The sequence below is a fragment of the Microcoleus sp. PH2017_34_RAT_O_A genome, from assembly GCF_020737885.1.
In the GTDB taxonomy this organism is placed as follows: Bacteria; Cyanobacteriota; Cyanobacteriia; order Cyanobacteriales; family Microcoleaceae; genus Microcoleus.
The window spans coordinates 44287-60743 of record NZ_JAEQDD010000098.1 but is presented as its reverse complement, the minus strand read 5'-3'; the positions used below and the strand labels follow the sequence as shown (position 1 = coordinate 60743).

Below are 16457 nucleotides of genomic sequence, written 5' to 3'. Positions count from 1 at the left end.
CAAGAAATTCTTTAACAATCATGTAAAGCCTGAGTTTACATGGATTAAAGAAGCGGGAATTTGCCAGAAGATAACTCAATATGCTTTCGACAATCTTGGGGATTCCTTCTCCTTATTTTTCTCAAAAAAAGGTGGATATCCCAAATTCAAGAAGAAGGGGCATCATGATTCTTTCACGATAGATGCAGGTGGCAAACCAATTCCGGTAGGTGGTACGTCCATAAAGTTGCCGACTATCGGCTGGGTAAAAACCTAGGGCGGATTGCCTCACACCACCGTGCCGTGTCAATCACTATTTCACGTACCGCCGACAGTTGGTTTATCGCTTTTGCTTACGAACAGAAGAGCCAACTATAAAGCAACACGATGTTGTGGGTGTTGACTTGGGAGTTAAAGAGTTGGCAACCCTTTCGACCGGTGTTGTTTTGCCTAACCCAAAGCATTACAAAACGCATCTCAGTAAGTTGCGTAGGCTGTCAAAGGAGTTATCCCGAAAAAAACAAGAGGCTCTAGAAATAGATTTAAGGCGAAACAAAAACTAGCGAAGCATCATGCTAAGGAATGAAAATTTAATAACCTAGACGACTATCCCCCCCTTAGCCCTTACTGGAAAAGAAATGGGGAAGCAAAGTTGCTTAAATTATTCAATTTTCATTCCTAAGGTAGCGAATCTCAGAAAAAATACTCTCCATCAAATCACTACTTACTTATGCAAAAACCACGCAAAGATAGTAGTAGAGAATTTGAATGTTTCTGGGTTACTGTCTAATCACAAGCGAGCTTCGAGTTATCGCTGATTGTGGATTCTATGAATTCAAACGTCAACTAGAGTATAAATCTCAAAAGTTTGGCTGTGAAGTAATCATTGCTGACCGCTGGTTTCCTTCGAGTAAGACTTGTTCAAACTGCGGACATATTCAAGATATGCCGCTGAAAGAAAGGACTTACAACTATGGAAGTTGCGGTCATTCGATGGACAGGGATTTGAACGCAGCGATTAATTTATCGCGCTTGGCTAGAGCGTCAAAGCTTACCGAGGGATAGCCGCTCCCATGCCCCCGATGAAGTAAGAAGCAAATGTCTAGACTTGTCTAGGATTTGTATAGCAGCTTTACCCACAAAGCAAGACCTAAGTTGGAAGGCCGAAGCAACACGATTGACGGACAATTCCTCTGAAACCTCTAGATAAATCTCGGGAAAATCAGCGAAAATTGTTTTGAGATTGCTGGCCATCAAAAAACTTAGTTTTTTTACCTCATCCCCAGAATTGATCTGTGGAGCAATCTTTCTTTCTTCTTCCTTCAAAACTCGCAATTGCAAAAAATCCTCTGCCTGCGGGCAGAGGATTTTTTCGCAAAGGACACAAATCACTCGCTCGGGGAAGACAAATTGGTAAATCGTGAGCCACAATTGTTATGGAAACCTACTAATGAGGAGAGAGCGATGCAATTTCCCCCCGCACGCCGAATCTTAGCTCCATTTCTGATCTCGGTACTGCTGCTCGTGACTTCCTGCGGTCAGAATCAGCCCCCCTCCCGCTGGGACAAAGCCCAGCAGGAAAGCACCCAAAAATCGACTAAAGCCAAGCAGACAAATGCTGACAAATCCACTGCTAGTAATCAAAACCTGCCCAAGAAGGCAGTTGCAGGCGGTAAGTTAAATAAATACTTCCCGTCTGCTGGCGGCGGATTCGATCGCGTTTTCGCTCAAGAAAAATCCGGTTTTGCTGAAGCTAAACTGAACAAAGGCGGTAAAAATGTCGCGGTGCTTTCGATTAACGACATCGCCGGCAACCCCAGCGCCGGAGCCAAATTCCAGCAAAGCACCAAGCAAATTAGCGGCTATCCCGCTGTCAGTCAGGGCGCTAACATCACTGCTGTTTTAGTGGCAAATCGCTATCAAGTCAAAGTTCAATCCCGCGATCCCTCTTTTACCGCTAGCGAGCGCGAAGCTTGGCTGTCAAAATTTAACCTGAGCGGCCTTGCTAGTGTGAAATAGCAGTGTCTCAGATCGAACTTCTCGCCCGACTCTAGCTCTGGCGCTATCAAAACTATGTCTGCCAAAATCAGACTGTGAAGTTCTTGCCATCTACCAAAAGTAATACCTTTGATTTCTGTTCAACAAGGAGTTTTTTGTGAGCAAAACAGTCTTTGAATTAGTCGATCAACTGCCTAAAGACAACATGACTGTCAAAGCCCTGCGAGCGCTTGACTTTGTTGTTCCAGGCGAGTGGAACAATTTAGTTGGCTTTGAAAATACCATTCGTACGGTAACAGGCGAAACTGACGAAGATATGATCCAGCAAATTGGCGATCGGGCCATCACCCTCTACAACGATAAATCGGAAGGCTACCAACGCGCTCTCTGGCTTTACCAAACGATCGACAGTGCCTCTAGCGCCCTCGGTACAGCAGCCCTAGCTAACAAAGTCGCCCAAAATGTGCCGTTTTTGTCCGTGCTGGGAAATCTCACCCCCAAGCCTGAAAAAGCTCAGACGATCGACCTTTCTCTAAAATTAGTCACTGAATTGCTCGCTTTTTGCCAAATTAACGGCATTCCTGGCGACAGCATCGGCGATTTTGCCGGGGCTTTGGGCGACTACGGCGGTGAATCCCTGATGCGGATGGCTGCTTTGGTTTGTTTTGATGGTTTGATTCCCCTGGGCCCAGACTTTATCATGGCTACTCAGTCTTGGATTCAAAAGCTCTCCCCTAGCGATTTGCAAGACAATCCGGCGTTTAAGTCGATCGGCGGTATGATTCCTGGTGGTAATCCCGCAGGCCAACTCGGATTTATCGGCGAAAGCTTTAACTCGGTTTCCGGCTGGATGGGCTCGTTTGTGAGCGATCGAGGTTTGACTCCCCAAAACGTTATGGGGCACTTACAGAGTTTTGTGGAAATTTCTGCCGACAAGGTGGACTACGTGGGCGCTTTCCTGGACATGACTACCAACTACTACGAACACACGGGCGTTCAAACTCTCGCCCACCGTTTGATTGAACGAGCTGTCGCTGAGATTTAGAATAAGCATAGTCCTCAGTCATTAGTCAGTAGTCATCGGTTAGTAGTTATTGGTTATTAGTTATTGGTTATTAGAAACAACAACTAAAACTAACAACAAATAACAACCAACAAACAACTACTGACTCCTGACTCCTGACTCCTCTACTCATCACTTTTTAAAAGGAAGCACCAATGGCAGAAGAACCGAAAAATCCAGCAGCAGGCGAAGCCGAAACAGAGGCCCTTTCTGCTGAAAACGCTCCGAGTTCCGACACTCCGGAAACCAGCGACATCCCCAGCGCTGACAAGCCTGCGCCCGCTGCTAAAAAAGCGGCCGCCAAGCCAGACGGTGACAAGCCCCCAGCTAAAGCTAAAAAGGAAAAAGCACCTGCTGTTGAAGACAAGCCCTTTGCGGAATTTATTCAACAAGATTATTTGCCCGCCTTGCAAACTGCTTTGACCAAGCAGGGCGTTAAGGATTTAGATGTGAGTTTGACCAAGCAAAAACTCCCCGTTGCTGGCATGAGTTCCGCCGGAGATTGCTGGCAAGTAATTGGTAAATTTCAAGAAGGTCAGCGCCAATTTAACTTGTATTTTCCTCAAGAAGATATTCAAAGTCAAAGAGCATTTTCCTGCGCTGAAAATAACACCAAAACCAGCACTTTAGAGCCTTTTTTGATAGACGAGCGCAAGATTACCCTAGACCTCATGGTCTTTGGTGTCGTCCAGCGGCTTAATGCTCAAAAATGGCTGAATCTTAATTAGTTATCGTGCAGTGCGAGCGTCCCGCTCGCGAGTCTTAAGATAGCTCGCGAGTCTTAAGATAGCTCGAGTCTTAAGATAGCTCGCGAGTCTTAAGATAGCTCGCGAGTCTTAAGATAGCTCGCGAGTCTTAAGATAGCTCGCGAGTCTTAAGATAGCTCGCGAGCGGGGACGCTCGCACTAAAAAAATACAAAAATGAGATGCTCCCTGACTGCTCACTAATGACTCCTGACTAATGATAAATATTCTTCTGATTCTGCCAAAAAATTGCGAGCTTGCATAATTGCGTAAAGGTCAACATCAGTTTCCAACAAACAAGCATGACCGCTATTAGCCAGCATCACCATTTCAGGATTCGGAATTACCTTGACTAAAAGCTTCGCTTCTGCCATAGAAGGCAGCAGCCGATCGGCTCCGCTAGCAATTACTAACGTCGGCTGTTCGATCGCACGCAACTGATTTTCATCCACATTAAACGATCGCACTAACGCCAATCTCCACACAGACGTATTTTGCGGTACCGCTTGCATCGCTTCCAGCAAAGCTCGCCGATCGTCCCGCCCAATCTTTCCTAAGGATGCTAATATCGGCAACAGACCGATTACCGACAGCGGATAAAGATTCGCCGGCAGCCACTGAGTCAGGTGAGAACCCCACTGCACCCAAGGCTGTTGTCGGAATGAAGAAGCTGGATTAACTAAAATTAGTCGATCGCACAATTGGGGAGCTTCTAAAACAACTTTTATCGCTAAACATCCTCCAAATGACTCGCCGCACAGATAAACTGGTCGCTGATTGGCTTTCTTTTCTGCTTCAATTAAGGCAATTGTTTCCTTAACCAGTACCTCCCAGCTAGCCATGTCGTCGGCCGGTATAGCTAAGCAGCGAATATCGAAATGCGGAGCTAATTTAGGAATTTGCGATCGCAGCAGCAAACCGCCCCCGTCCATACCGGGCAGAAATACAAATAAAGGGCGATCGGGTTTGGGCGGTTTCGGGCTGAGAAAACGCACCTTATTGTTAGCAGTTGGCATGATTAAACTTAATCTGGTAATTGGTAGTTGGTAATTGGTAATTGGTAGTTGGTAATTGGTAATTGGTAATTGGTAATTGGTAATTGGTAATTGGTAATTAGTAATTGGTAATTGGTAATTGGTAATTGGTAATTGGTGATTGGTAATCTTGCTCGCGAAGCCGAAGGGTCGCAATTGGCAATTGGCAATTGGTAATTGGTAATTTATTGCTCATTTTTACAACTGTCAACTGTCAACTGTCAACTGTCAACTATCAACTGTCAACTGTCAACTGTCAACTGTCAACTGACAACTGTCAACTGTCAACTGACAACTGTCAACTGTCAACTGTCAACTGTCAACTGACAACTGATTTAAACACACCCTCGATCGAGTAATTGTGCAATTTCCCCCTGACAGTGCTCTGTAAGTTCAGCCACAACTGCTTTGGCTTTTTTGCCTCGATACTGCTGCTGTCGATCGACTGTAATCCAGTAAGGGCGGCCGATTAAAATATTAACTCGTTGATAAACTATCACAGGATGCCACCCAGCGCGATCGAACAACGGTTCGGAAGGATCGAACAAACTCAGCAACTTCAGCGGTAAACCCGATCGCACCGACTTTTCCTCCATCGAAGCAATCGCCACCGGCAATACCGCCAAATCCCGCACCGGCGCCCGCAAAGCCAAATGAGCAAATCCCCGCTGAAACTTCCCGATGGTATTGGGTTGAGTAAAGTTCACCATCGGTTCTGCACCCTCAGGAAACACCCCCACCATCTCCCTGTCTTGTAGCAGCGCCGTCGCTTGAGCGAAAAAATGTTGCTGTCGGTGCTCCGGTGCTTCCAAGGGGAAAGCCCCAAAACTCGTGACAACTTCCCGAATCACCGGAACTTGACCCATGTAGTGATGACAAGCAAACCGGATCGATCGACCCAACGCTGCTGTCAGCACCAAAGGATCTAAGAAACTGCGGTGATTGCTCACCACCAGTACCGGACTTTCTTGCGGAATCCGCTGCTGGTGGTGTACAAACATCTGCGTTCCCACACCAGCCAGGAAACAGCGCGAAATCATTAATGTGCGATCGGAAGACATGGGCTAAAACACAGGTAAAACGCTTTCAACAGTTGACAGTTGACAGTTGACAGTTGACAGTTGACCGAAGGAGAGCGACCTCTACCCTTAAGTCCGAGGATTGGAGTAATGAATAGTCTGATTTTCATTTCTCCCGCTCCGGGTTCCGGCTTTCAACCAATTCTTTCTGGAAAAGGTTGATTCCATACCCATGCAGCTTAACATTACTTTACAAAAATCGCGATCGGTCAAAAAGTATACTTTCCCCTTGTGCCTTTATGTCGTAGTCCTGCACGCACCGGGGGTCAGAAACCAGCTTTTTGCCAAAAGACTCGTTACAGCGCCAAAACAGTAAAAAACCCAGTTTCTTTGTCGGAGTGCCTAAGTCTGGTTTGGTAAAATTTCCCAGTCAGAAGTAAAATTTTATAAAGTCTTGTTGCAAACTTCTATAAAAATGTTTAAAAGAACGCCAAAATCAAGTTGTAGCAGCTAAAGTTATAAATTCACAGTGGGCATTGACGCACTGTCAAAGTATTTTTCAACAAGTCGTAATAGCAATCTTCCGAGGCATCAATGGATAACATTCACAACTATCGCCTTAAATGTACCCTCACCTTTGGCGACATTTACGGTCAAATCATTGTTTGGCTGATAGTCATCTTCCTGAGTCTAGCGTCCGCACTCGCCCTCTGGAGCAGCGCCCGCCAAATCTACGCCTTGGCTACAGTTGGCTTGATTTTAGTGCTGTCTCTGCCATTCTTGCTGTTTGCTTTCGTGACAACTCTACTCAATAACATAGAAGTGCTTTCTGTAGACCCCGCCACCGAAGATCAACCTTCTGCAACGGGAAATCAGTCCCATCAAAGGTCTGTCGAAAGCGTCGGCTAGTCGAATTTGAAATTTTAGATTTTGATTTTCGATTAAAATCAAAAGTTAAAAAACTTCCCGATCTTTTGGTAGGAAGTTTTTTTTTGCGTCACCATAAGTTGAGCAGAACACTCAAAATAATTAAAAAACAATGCTAGAACACGACGTGATAATAGTTGGCGGCGGTTTAGCAGGTTGCCGCGCAGCCGTAGAAATTGCCCGGACTGACCCAAGTTTAAAGGTAGCTGTTGTTGCCAAAACTCACCCGATTCGATCGCACTCCGTCGCAGCCCAAGGTGGCATGGCCTCCAGCCTCCAAAATGTCGATCCAGATGACAGTTGGAAAGCCCACGCCTTCGACACAGTAAAAGGTTCAGACTATTTAGCCGACCAAGACGCCGTAGAAATCCTCACCCGCGAAGCACCCGGTGTCATCATCGATTTAGAACACATGGGAGTCCTGTTTTCGCGCCTCCCAGACGGCAGAATAGCTCAGCGCGCTTTCGGCGGACATTCCCACCGCCGCACCTGCTACGCCGCCGACAAAACCGGTCACGCCATCCTCCACGAATTAGTCAACAATCTCCGCCGTTGTGGAGTTCACATCTATCAGGAGTGGTATGTCACGCGCCTGATTTTGGAAGCAGGCCAAGCCAAGGGCGTAGTTATGTTTAACCTAATAGACGGCGAAATTGCCGTCGTGCGCGCTAAGGCGGTGATGTTTGCTACGGGGGGTTACGGCCGAGTTTACAACACCACCTCGAACGATTACGCCTCGACTGGCGACGGTTTGGCGATGGCGGCGATGGCGGGATTGCCGCTGGAAGATATGGAGTTTGTGCAGTTTCATCCGACTGGTTTGTATCCGGTGGGAGTGTTGATTTCAGAAGCTGTACGGGGTGAAGGGGCTTATTTGATTAATTCGGAGGGCGATCGATTTATGGCGAATTATGCCCCGTCGCGGATGGAATTAGCGCCCAGGGACATTACATCGCGATCGATTTCCTTAGAAATTCGTGCAGGTAGAGGAATTAATCTCGATGGTAGTGCAGGCGGCCCCTTTATCTACCTCGATTTGCGGCACATGGGACGCGAAAAAATCATGAGCAAAATACCTTTTGCTTGGGAAGAAGCGCACCGCTTGCTAGGAATTGATGCCGTAGACCAGCCGATGCCAGTGCGTCCTACGGCTCACTATTCAATGGGGGGAATTCCAACGAATATTGGCGGACAAGTTCGCAGCAGTGCTGACAGTTTGGTAGACGGTTTCTTTGCGGCCGGCGAAGCAGCTTGCGTGTCAGTTCACGGCGCTAACCGTTTGGGCAGCAATTCGCTCTTAGAATGCGTAGTTTACGGCAAAGTTACTGGCGCAACCATAGCACAATTTGTCCAAAATCGCAAGTTACCCGCAGTAGACGAACAGCGTTATATTCAGGAAGCCCAAGAGCAAATTCAAGCACTTGTAGACCGTCCCGGACAATACCGAATTAACCAAATTAGGCAAAAGTTCCAAGATACGATGACTGAGTATTGCGGAGTATTTCGCAGCGCAGAATTGATGCAGGAAGGTTTGCATAAATTGGAGGAATTGGAAAAACAATATCAAGAAGTTTACTTGGATGACAAGGGTAAATCTTGGAATACGGAAATTGTGGAAGCTTTGGAATTGCGGAGTTTGATAATCGTGGGAAAAATGATTTTAACTTCGGCTTTGAACCGTCAGGAAAGTCGGGGCGCTCATTCGCGGGAAGATTTTTTGCAGCGGGATGATGAGAAGTTCTTGAAGCATACGCTGGCTTATTATTCGCCTGCGGGGATTGATTTGGCTTATATGCCGGTGGCGATTACGATGTTTGAGCCGCAGGAGCGGAAGTATTGATTTATAGGGTGTGTCAGCCCTAAATAAATTTTGTTTGTTACCTAATTACCAAATGGCTGACGCACCCTACTTACTAAATGGTTAGGGCTTGTAGCGTAAGGCTTTTAGACGTTCTAGCTATACCTCACCTCCCCTAGAAGTGCTATATATGAGTAAAACGACACAGACATCTCAATTCCAGCAAGCTCTTGAAGCTGTAGAAGTTTTATCACTAGAAGATCAAGCCATGCTTCTAGATATTCTTCAAAATCGTCTGCGACAACAGCGACGCAATGAATTACTCAAGGAGGTGGCAGAAGTTCGTCAAGAGTATGCTGAGGGAAATGTTAAATTTTGTTCTGCCGCCGATTTTATGGCGGAGTTGGATGATAGTGAGGAGAAAGTTCATGGCTGATTTGCCCGATAGAACTATTACAATTATCCTAGAATTACAGCGCCGACTGGTGCAGCTAATCAATCAAGCGGGAGCGACTGAACTATCTGTTTTTGAAATATTTGGAGAAACGGAGGCAACTGCTTCTGTGCTAGAACAATTGACAAACATTAGAGAACGAGCTACTTCTTCTTATTCTCGCCTTTCTAACCTGCTCCTGCGAATTTCGGAATTTCAGCCGATCGCTCCTACTGCTACCATAGAACTACTGACTCAAACGATAGAACAAGCTGAAGCTACAGCCGAGGCCGGAGAAGCTACTGTCCGAGAAGCTAAAAGTGATTGGAACCTACTATGACTCAACAACCGCAACCAGAACCCGAAAAAGTAAAGCAGACAGTTGCTAAAATGCGCGAAGTCTGTCGGCAGTTTGACAGTCTTAATTTTGCACTTGATGAACTGATTGCTCAGATCGAAGCTGATATTCGCAAAAGTCCGCTAACCGCTTATCGTTTAGGTAAAATTCAGCCTGTTTCTCAAGCTACTGAATCAGAGAGATAAGGATAAAGTGATTGAGTGCGATCGGCTCATCCCTGAGAACTCTGCCTAACTTCCTCCACAGATAAACCTAACGCCTCCGCCACCTGTTCGGCACTCAAACCCATTCCCAACAACCGAGGAATTGCAGCCCTTCTTGCCTGAAATTCAGCTTGTCGCGCCTGTTCTGCTTGCTGTCGCGCCTGTTCTGCACTCTCGGCTCTTTCCCGTTGTTGTTCCCCTCGCAATCTCTCCAATTGAGCTCTTTCATCGCCAATCAATAGCAAATTACCTTCCTCATCCCACCAACGCAGCCAAAGCATGGTTTGGTTTTGATAACTGCCTTGCCAAAGTCCCAATTCTACGCCTAAAGGTGCGATCGCAAAATGACCGCGCTGATTCAGTTCTAAAAGTTGATAATATCCGTCAATCAACCGATAAACTTCTAATCGCCCGCTGTTAATTTCATAGATGCCGTAATAGGGAATTCGCATCACCCGCTCGTAAGCCCAAAACTTGCCCGGTTTCGTGATTACCCCTTCTTCGGTGCGAGACAACGGAGTGCGATCGCGCTCTTCATCGCCATTCCCGCTCGCAAATTCTAACGCAATTAACGGTGCTATGTGTTCCCGCCACAGCACGTAAGAACGGCGAATTTGACCGTCAATATTAGGAGGTACATTAGGAACATAAAACCAATCAGGAGCTTCTGCACCTTTTTCCGGTGGCTCGGTTTCTCGCCAATAAATGCCGCAGTCTTGACCGATCGCATATTGTCCGTCAGGATGCCGCTGCTGCAAAATCGGGCCGATCGAATCTGTTAAAATTAAACTTTGTGGATGCTCCTGGAAATTCTTCACAAAAGTACCATCCGACTCTGGTAATTGAGTGTGGTCTGGAAAAGCAGGAGGTAGAACAACGCGGTCAACGCTTTGGGTCATAATTCCCTCCGAGGTCTGACTTAATTCATAATATCATGTCCTAGGTTCGTAGTGAGGACTTCAGTCCGCATCAATTTCATAAGACTGAAGTCCGAACGATCAGACCTTATAATCATAAGATGATTTCCTAGGTTTGATCGTTCGGACTTCAGTCCGCATCAATTTCTGCGGACTGAAGTCCTCACTACAAACCTTATAATCGTTATTTTTGCGGATACTCTCTAATCTGTAATTCGGAATAAAATAAGAAGTTTTGAGTTAAAAGTATCAAATTTTTCACTCAAAATCGTGGGGCGGAAACTCTTCGTACCGCCCCTACAAATGTCCTTAAGGTTTCGGTAGCGCACCTTCTGGACTGGGAGAACTTGACGGTTCTGGACTGGGAGAAGCAGCAGGATCGGGACTCGGTTTTTCTGCCGCAGGAGAAGGCGAAGGAGTGCCGCTAGCTAACTGATTGATTTGATCTTTATAGTTAGGAGGAGCTAACTCAGTCGCTTTATCAAACAGCGTTTTTGCTTCGTCTGTTTTGCCCTGTTCCTTCAACACGATCGCATGAGCTAACGTCGGACGAAAATCTTTCGGATTCGCCTTAGCCGATTCGTCGTAAATCGCGATCGCCTCTGGGTAGCGCTTCTGCACAGCATAAACCTGCCCCAAAATCAACTGCACCGAAGTTACATCAATACTTCCCGGTTTCGCCTGATTCTGCGCCGGAGCAGCCTTGAGCGTATCTTGCAGCAGTCCGATCGCAGCTTCGGGCCGTTGTTGCACCAACAGCAAATTCACCAACCCCTGCAAAGCCTTAATTTCCCCAGGCTTAGACGCTAAAATTGACCGATAGGCCCCAGCAGCCCCTTCGCGATCGCCCGTGCGTTCCTTCGCCTGAGCCAGCAAAATCCCGTATTCCGTAGTTTCAGGATTCAGTTTAGCCAACTTTTCCAACGTCGGCACCACATCCTTGATCGCCCCCACTCCTTGTCCGATCAACTCCAGCCGTACCTGCAAAAGTCCCCGCAAAGCCGTTACATTGTCAGGTTCCCGCTGCAAAACCAATTCATACCCTCTCACCTGATCTTGCAGCAACTGCGATTGCTTATCGTTAGATGCGGCTGTCTGAGTTGGCGTTGGAGTCGATCGACTTTGCGCTTGATTGCCCTTGAGAATACTGTCCAAAATTGGAACCAGAGAAAATCCCACAAAAGCGATGAGCGCAAGCACTACCACTACAGTAATCAACCCGCGACCCTTGTTTGCTTTTTCCATAATTCAACTATCCCAACTTAAAATCTACTATTTTCTAAGAATCAACCCATCGCCTAGGGGCGTCTGCGATTTAACCAGATCTATGCAACCATAAAAGTTCTTAAGTTCAAAGTCCCAATTCACAAACCAGTCTTTTGCTTGCAGCTAATATGGTAACAGACCCGCAACTCCACGCTAGCCAAACTATTTTGGACACAAAGACCCGCAGCCCCAAGGAACGTGGCTTTCGTCCAATAAGAGTGCGGTTAAGCTCAAAATTACCGAAAATATGGCGGATCAGCCCGTTAGGTAATTGGATTAAGTAAAATAGGCAAGCTACTCCAGAGAGATTGGAATGGCGCCTTGGGGATTTTCCTCAAATCATTGCGAGATATTGCCGGGTTGGATGCTCAGGTATTCAACACGCTATGTCGGGATATATCCTAGATTGTCCGGACTTGAAGTATCTGAATATCCTAAACGCTATTAGCCAGCAACGCCAGCTTTCGGGCGATCGACCGATTCTTGGGTTAGCAACTCTCAAACTCTTTGCCAACAAGGATTAGAGCAGCCAGCAAATCCGGGATCGCTCGTAGCGCAGTAGAAAGTTGGCGTTGACGGGTCAAAACCAAACTTTCCGGCGCAAGCCTCAAGTCGGGTGCTAGTAGTTTTTAAATCAGTTTCTTCAGTTTATTCCTAATTTCCCTCAAGGGATGTGTCTCCGCTGCAAGGAGTTTTTATGAACCCCTCTCCCAACCGGTCTTCCAAATCGTCCAAATCTACTTCTGCTCGCAAGGCTCAGCCAACCGAGCCCGCCGTGAATCAGCCCGCAGTTACAGCCTCCGTGCCCGAGACACCAGACGAAAGTCCCGTGTCTTCCGCGTCGGCTGCACCTGTTGACCAAAATCAACCACCAGCGCCAACGGACGCCCCAGCGACAACGGACGCCCCAGCGCCAAATGACGCCCTAGCGCCAACGGACGCCCCAGCGACAACAGACGCCCCAGCGCCAAAGGATACGCTGCAACGACCACGCTACAGTTCTGCCCCCGATGGGGACAAAACAAAGCCAAAGCCCAGCGATGCTCCTGCGATCTCGGAGCCAGCAGCGCCTGCGGAATCTGCTGGTAAGACAACTGAACTCACGGTCGTACCTACCCCAACCCCCAAGCCTCCCACTAACGAAACTCAGGTCGATGATGATGACATACCCTCTGTCATGCGCCAACATCCCATTCCCCCTCCCAGTGAACCCAGACAGTACCGAGCTGTTGGTTTAGTGCGGGGCCGCTACACCCAATCTGAAGAGCAATTCACCCGAGGTATGTTGATAGCTGCCGACGGAACTGCCATCGACGCAGTTTTGCTGGGTAGAGTTATGAGTTTAGTCAAAAATCACCTGGATCTCGAACAAGAACACCTGTGGGTGGTCTATCCCCGCACCAGGCAAGAAGACGGCAACTTGCACGCCCAAATTATGGGTGTTTGGGAGCCGGAAACCCTGAAAAAATCTCCCGAAACTTCCTCTGATGAGGAAAATCAGGAAGCAGGGGAGATTGAGCAGGGCGGCGAACCATCGACTGCATCTTTGCCGCCCTCGGAACCTGATGTTGAAGATGGCTATTTTTCGATTCGAGGCGAGGTGATTTATCAACAATCGCAAGAGGAAGAAAAATATCTCATCGTCAAAATCAAGCAAGCTCCTCGCAAGAATGACGACAAGATGAAGTTTTTTAAGTTGAAACTCAAGGGGGATGTAGGAACAAAGGCGATCGGGTTTTTTTGGGATTTCCACGTCAAATTGCAAGCTGACAGTCTGATGATTGAGCAGGCCAACAATATTGGCGCCCTGCCGATTAAAAAGCGGAAATTCCCCCCCGGTAGCAAGCCGCCCGGTGGTGGCTACAAAGGAGGGGGAAACAAGCGTGCCTTTACTCCTAAGCCCAGCGGTGACGGTACTCCTGTAGGGCGTCCTACTATCAAGTCCGCAGCAGCACCGCCTGTCCCCAAGGAACCTCTTCCTAAGCCTGTGAAGAAGCCTAAGCTTGTTGAGGAATAAGACTATTTTAGATTCTTAGATTTTAGATTTTAGATTTTCGGTGAGTGCATCAGTTTCCCATGGGTGCAGTTTTTCACCAGAAGACTTCAATCTAAAATCTAGAATCCTGGACGCACTCGCAAGGATCGGAAACTGAGTTTCTTGACAACAAACCTCAGCTTTCAAGCAACGCCGGGGACAAGAAACCCGGTTTCTAAGACCTTGTGCTTCCACAAAAAAATCTAAAATCTAGAATCTAAAATCTCAAATTGTTTATTCAATCCTGACTTGGGCTCCCCACAAATCTTGGGGAAGAAATACTCGATCGACAGATAGAGGAGCAACTGGGGCCGTGAGGGTAAATAAACCCGCTTCAATTTGCTGCTTCAATTCCAAAGCTACTTGCCGCGAGAGAAACATACTCGCCAGCGGGGCGGCCCGCACGGGTTTACCCTCGATGAGAATGCGACCAGTTTTTAATTGAGCATAACTAACTAAACCAAATGTGGGACGAACGCGCCGGGGGATAGAGAAATCTACCACCGGCGCTACTATTTTTTTGTCTGATACTGCACAGTGCGCCACGACTGTTTCGTTTAAAACAGGAAAAGGGATGCCGACTCCCAGCATCAAGGATGGGCCGTAGTTTTTGAAGTAGCAGCCGCGCACCCATTTGGAGTTCATCTGTTTGGCGTCGCCGATGAGTGCCAGGGTGGCGGCTGGGCCGATCGGAGTCCCGTTAGGCTGCCGTTTTTGCAGCGGGAAGTGTTGGGTTCCTTCCCAGGTGATGTAGCCCTGAGCACCTCCTAGGAAGATACGGGTGCCGATGCCGATGAGTTGGAGGTGGGGGTCGTTTAGCAGGGGTGACATGGCTCCCAGGCTCGAATAGACGGCGTTGCCGAGGTTCGGTTGCAGGGGGCCGAGGTAGGTGAACAGCGGGCGATCGCCCCCGTTGACTCCTACAATAAAGTTTTGATAGGCGTTCCGGGGATTGAATAAATAAAACTGGTTGATGGTATCGCGGGTAATCGTGGTTTCAAAGGAGGCGCGGGGATAGCAGTCTGTTACTTGCCCTAAAGCCCGCAACTGCACGGGTTTGCCGGCGATTAAGTCTTCGATGACGTGTCCGCCGCCCCGTTCCCGCGATTCTTCGCCGTCTTCGGCTACTTGGGTGGCTCCGAGGTACAGGTCTACGGCGCCGAAGCCGGAGTAGGCTAAAACGCCGTCCAGCCAGCACTGCCGGATTTTGATCGGGGGGTCAGTATGGCCGAGGTTGATGATGGCGCCGGAGGATTCCATGGGCTCGAAGGTGCCGGTGGTAATCACATCGACTTGTTTGGCGGCTTCGGTAATGCTGGTTTCTCTGACTCTGGTTTTGAGTTCTTCGATTGTCCAGACTGTGGCTTTGCCTTGGCTGATTTTATCGTTGATTTCGTCGATCGATCTCATAACACTATTTTATTTGGATTTTAGTTTGATAGATTGGCGATCGGGCGATAGTTTGAGATAAAAGAAATGTATTATAACTGAGATGTTACACCATTCTCAATTAGCCTTTTCTGAACAGGCAAGATGCCTGTTCCACAAAGAGTTGATTTTCTTGTGGAACAGGCATCTTGCCTGTTCTTGATAATGATGCAAGATGTGAGTTATAACGCAATACGGTTCAGTTAACACTGTTAATTCCCCGGATATCCCCCTAAATCCCCCCTGATAGTCGGGGGATTTTGAGCAACTTCTTGTCCCCCCCTTGTAGGGGCGGTGCCCCCGTTCCCGCCCTCTTGGCTAGGGGGGATCTGTCTTATCTGAACCGTATTGAGTTATAACGGATATAAGAATAATATCATAAATCAAATAAAGGGCGATCGCCATGACTCAAGCGATATTAAAACCAGTCACTTTCGATGAATTTATTGACTGGTATCCTGAAAATTCGATAAACCGTTACGAACTCCATAATGGAACGATTGTTGAGATGCCTAAAACAACCGGAGAACATTCAGAAGTAGCTGGCTTCCTTTGCCTGAAGCTAGGGATGGAAATCGAGAGGCTGCAATTGCCCTACTTCGTACCCAAAGAATGCGTTGTCAAAGCTGATAACGAGTTATCTGGTTATGAACCGGATGCGATCGTTTTGGACAGACAAGGGACGAACAGCGAACCGAGATGGAAAAAGCAATCTATCATTACAATGGGTAGTTCTGTCCGGCTAATTGTCGAAGTTGTCAGTACCAATTGGCGGGATGATTATGGCTACAAGTTGGTTGACTACGAAGCTTTGGGTATTTCTGAATACTGGATTGCGGATTATTTGGGACTTGGTGGCAGACGCTATATTGGCAATCCGAAACAACCTACTTTTTTTGTTCACCATTTGGTTGATGGCGAGTATCAAGTTAGTCAGTTTCGGGGGAGCGATAGGATTGTTTCGCCCACATTTCCAGAGTTGAATTTAACGGTGCAACAGATTTTCAGCGCTGGACAAGATGCGGTTTAGAGTGCTAGGATAGAAGATAGATATTTAAAAAAATCGGCGATTAAAATCGCTTCTATAAAAACAAAGTCCGCCTTCGCGGACTGAAAAATAAACGGGAGCATTTACAGTGCTGTCCCCGCTCGCGTGCTTGTACAAGCACGCGAGCTCTTAAGCTCGCACTACCATAAAAAATGCTTCTTGCAAAACTGAGATGCTCCCAAATAAACTGCTATTTAAGCCAGATCT

General features: G+C 47.4%; 18 protein-coding genes and 1 pseudogene. 13 read left to right on the top strand and 6 right to left on the bottom strand.

Features of this window, described 5'->3' with window-relative positions; translation table 11 throughout:
• From JGK11_RS26535 to JGK11_RS32940, 3 genes and pseudogenes are all read left to right on the top strand, one after another.
• Positions 1-256: pseudogene (locus JGK11_RS26535) on the top strand (RNA-guided endonuclease TnpB family protein); the annotation flags it as partial.
• Positions 257-314: 58 nt separating this feature from the next.
• On the top strand, positions 315-542 hold the full coding sequence (locus tag JGK11_RS32945; RefSeq protein WP_363319285.1) for a transposase: 228 nt from the start codon (positions 315-317) through the stop codon (positions 540-542).
• A gap of 205 nt (positions 543-747) precedes the next feature.
• Positions 748-1044 carry a zinc ribbon domain-containing protein gene (locus JGK11_RS32940; protein WP_363319284.1) on the top strand — a complete coding sequence of 99 codons (297 nt, stop codon included), beginning with the start codon at positions 748-750 and terminating at the stop codon, positions 1042-1044.
• Here JGK11_RS32940 and JGK11_RS26530 read toward each other — a convergent pair.
• Positions 1024-1305 carry a hypothetical protein gene (locus JGK11_RS26530; RefSeq protein WP_293187129.1) on the bottom strand — a complete coding sequence of 94 codons (282 nt, stop codon included), beginning with the start codon at positions 1303-1305 and terminating at the stop codon, positions 1024-1026. The two genes, JGK11_RS32940 and JGK11_RS26530, sit on opposite strands and share 21 nt — an antisense overlap.
• A 138-nt stretch (positions 1306-1443) precedes the next feature.
• Here JGK11_RS26530 and JGK11_RS26525 point away from each other — a divergent pair, with 138 nt between their 5' ends.
• The 3 genes from JGK11_RS26525 to JGK11_RS26515 all read left to right on the top strand — a co-directional run bounded on the left by JGK11_RS26525 (position 1444) and on the right by JGK11_RS26515 (position 3768).
• Positions 1444-1998: a hypothetical protein gene (locus tag JGK11_RS26525; protein WP_293187128.1), complete on the top strand. Its 555-nt coding sequence runs from the start codon at positions 1444-1446 to the stop codon at positions 1996-1998.
• Positions 1999-2134: 136 nt separating this feature from the next.
• Complete coding sequence (locus tag JGK11_RS26520) at positions 2135-3022, top strand: hypothetical protein (protein ID WP_293187127.1); 888 nt, start codon at positions 2135-2137, stop codon at positions 3020-3022.
• 173 nt (positions 3023-3195) lie between these two features.
• Positions 3196-3768 (top strand): DUF2996 domain-containing protein, encoded by a 573-nt coding sequence (locus JGK11_RS26515; protein ID WP_293187126.1) that lies wholly within the window; start codon positions 3196-3198, stop codon positions 3766-3768.
• 216 nt (positions 3769-3984) lie between these two features.
• Here the strand turns inward: JGK11_RS26515 and JGK11_RS26510 are convergent, their stop codons facing one another.
• Both JGK11_RS26510 and JGK11_RS26505 read right to left on the bottom strand, forming a co-directional pair.
• Positions 3985-4800, bottom strand: coding sequence for an alpha/beta fold hydrolase (locus tag JGK11_RS26510; RefSeq protein ID WP_293186563.1), 816 nt, complete (start codon positions 4798-4800; stop codon positions 3985-3987).
• A gap of 353 nt (positions 4801-5153) precedes the next feature.
• Positions 5154-5879 carry a lysophospholipid acyltransferase family protein gene (locus JGK11_RS26505; RefSeq protein ID WP_293186561.1) on the bottom strand — a complete coding sequence of 242 codons (726 nt, stop codon included), beginning with the start codon at positions 5877-5879 and terminating at the stop codon, positions 5154-5156.
• Between the two features lie 552 nt (positions 5880-6431).
• Between JGK11_RS26505 and JGK11_RS26500 the strand changes: the two genes are divergently transcribed.
• The 5 genes from JGK11_RS26500 to JGK11_RS26480 all read left to right on the top strand — a co-directional run bounded on the left by JGK11_RS26500 (position 6432) and on the right by JGK11_RS26480 (position 9538).
• The gene (locus tag JGK11_RS26500) at positions 6432-6746 is read left to right on the top strand and encodes a hypothetical protein (protein WP_293186559.1); all 315 of its coding nucleotides are present in this window, start codon (positions 6432-6434) and stop codon (positions 6744-6746) included.
• Between the two features lie 130 nt (positions 6747-6876).
• Positions 6877-8604, top strand: coding sequence for a succinate dehydrogenase/fumarate reductase flavoprotein subunit (locus tag JGK11_RS26495; protein ID WP_293213512.1), 1728 nt, complete (start codon positions 6877-6879; stop codon positions 8602-8604).
• Positions 8605-8752: 148 nt separating this feature from the next.
• Complete coding sequence (locus tag JGK11_RS26490; protein WP_293186555.1) at positions 8753-8998, top strand: hypothetical protein; 246 nt, start codon at positions 8753-8755, stop codon at positions 8996-8998.
• Positions 8991-9335 carry a hypothetical protein gene (locus JGK11_RS26485; RefSeq protein ID WP_293186554.1) on the top strand — a complete coding sequence of 115 codons (345 nt, stop codon included), beginning with the start codon at positions 8991-8993 and terminating at the stop codon, positions 9333-9335. The genes JGK11_RS26490 and JGK11_RS26485 overlap by 8 nt, the downstream gene beginning before the upstream one ends.
• Entirely contained in the window at positions 9332-9538 is a 207-nt protein-coding gene (locus JGK11_RS26480) for a hypothetical protein (protein ID WP_293213510.1), read from the top strand. Before JGK11_RS26485 ends, JGK11_RS26480 begins: the two co-directional genes overlap by 4 nt.
• A 26-nt stretch (positions 9539-9564) precedes the next feature.
• On the opposite strand, the gene JGK11_RS26475 is transcribed toward JGK11_RS26480, so the two are convergent.
• Together JGK11_RS26475 and JGK11_RS26470 are read right to left on the bottom strand one after the other, a co-directional pair.
• The gene (locus JGK11_RS26475; RefSeq protein WP_293213507.1) at positions 9565-10455 is read right to left on the bottom strand and encodes a Uma2 family endonuclease; all 891 of its coding nucleotides are present in this window, start codon (positions 10453-10455) and stop codon (positions 9565-9567) included.
• A 327-nt stretch (positions 10456-10782) separates the two neighbouring features.
• A complete protein-coding gene (locus tag JGK11_RS26470; protein ID WP_293213505.1) occupies positions 10783-11718 on the bottom strand; it encodes a tetratricopeptide repeat protein in 936 nt (311 codons plus the stop codon).
• 796 nt (positions 11719-12514) lie between these two features.
• Here JGK11_RS26470 and JGK11_RS26465 point away from each other — a divergent pair.
• A complete protein-coding gene (locus JGK11_RS26465; RefSeq protein WP_293213503.1) occupies positions 12515-13756 on the top strand; it encodes a hypothetical protein in 1242 nt (413 codons plus the stop codon).
• Positions 13757-14008: 252 nt separating this feature from the next.
• On the opposite strand, the gene JGK11_RS26460 is transcribed toward JGK11_RS26465, so the two are convergent.
• Positions 14009-15184, bottom strand: a complete 1176-nt coding sequence (locus tag JGK11_RS26460; RefSeq protein WP_293186547.1) for a homocysteine biosynthesis protein — start codon at positions 15182-15184, stop codon at positions 14009-14011.
• 421 nt (positions 15185-15605) lie between these two features.
• Here JGK11_RS26460 and JGK11_RS26455 point away from each other — a divergent pair, with 421 nt between their 5' ends.
• Positions 15606-16232, top strand: coding sequence for a Uma2 family endonuclease (locus JGK11_RS26455; protein ID WP_293186545.1), 627 nt, complete (start codon positions 15606-15608; stop codon positions 16230-16232).
• Positions 16233-16457 lie beyond the last annotated feature (225 nt).

Bases quoted from the DNA above. Each gene is read 5' to 3' on its own strand.
- JGK11_RS32940 (WP_363319284.1), top strand. From the start codon at position 748: ATGTTTCTGGGTTACTGTCTAATCACAAGCGAGCTTCGAGTTATCGCT.
- JGK11_RS26525 (WP_293187128.1), top strand. From the start codon at position 1,444: ATGCAATTTCCCCCCGCACGCCGAATCTTAGCTCCATTTCTGATCTCG.
- JGK11_RS26515 (WP_293187126.1), top strand. From the start codon at position 3,196: ATGGCAGAAGAACCGAAAAATCCAGCAGCAGGCGAAGCCGAAACAGAG.
- JGK11_RS26510 (WP_293186563.1), bottom strand. From the start codon at position 4,800: ATGCCAACTGCTAACAATAAGGTGCGTTTTCTCAGCCCGAAACCGCCC.
- JGK11_RS26505 (WP_293186561.1), bottom strand. From the start codon at position 5,879: ATGTCTTCCGATCGCACATTAATGATTTCGCGCTGTTTCCTGGCTGGT.
- JGK11_RS26500 (WP_293186559.1), top strand. From the start codon at position 6,432: ATGGATAACATTCACAACTATCGCCTTAAATGTACCCTCACCTTTGGC.
- JGK11_RS26495 (WP_293213512.1), top strand. From the start codon at position 6,877: ATGCTAGAACACGACGTGATAATAGTTGGCGGCGGTTTAGCAGGTTGC.
- JGK11_RS26490 (WP_293186555.1), top strand. From the start codon at position 8,753: ATGAGTAAAACGACACAGACATCTCAATTCCAGCAAGCTCTTGAAGCT.
- JGK11_RS26485 (WP_293186554.1), top strand. From the start codon at position 8,991: ATGGCTGATTTGCCCGATAGAACTATTACAATTATCCTAGAATTACAG.
- JGK11_RS26480 (WP_293213510.1), top strand. From the start codon at position 9,332: ATGACTCAACAACCGCAACCAGAACCCGAAAAAGTAAAGCAGACAGTT.
- JGK11_RS26475 (WP_293213507.1), bottom strand. From the start codon at position 10,455: ATGACCCAAAGCGTTGACCGCGTTGTTCTACCTCCTGCTTTTCCAGAC.
- JGK11_RS26470 (WP_293213505.1), bottom strand. From the start codon at position 11,718: ATGGAAAAAGCAAACAAGGGTCGCGGGTTGATTACTGTAGTGGTAGTG.
- JGK11_RS26460 (WP_293186547.1), bottom strand. From the start codon at position 15,184: ATGAGATCGATCGACGAAATCAACGATAAAATCAGCCAAGGCAAAGCC.
- JGK11_RS26455 (WP_293186545.1), top strand. From the start codon at position 15,606: ATGACTCAAGCGATATTAAAACCAGTCACTTTCGATGAATTTATTGAC.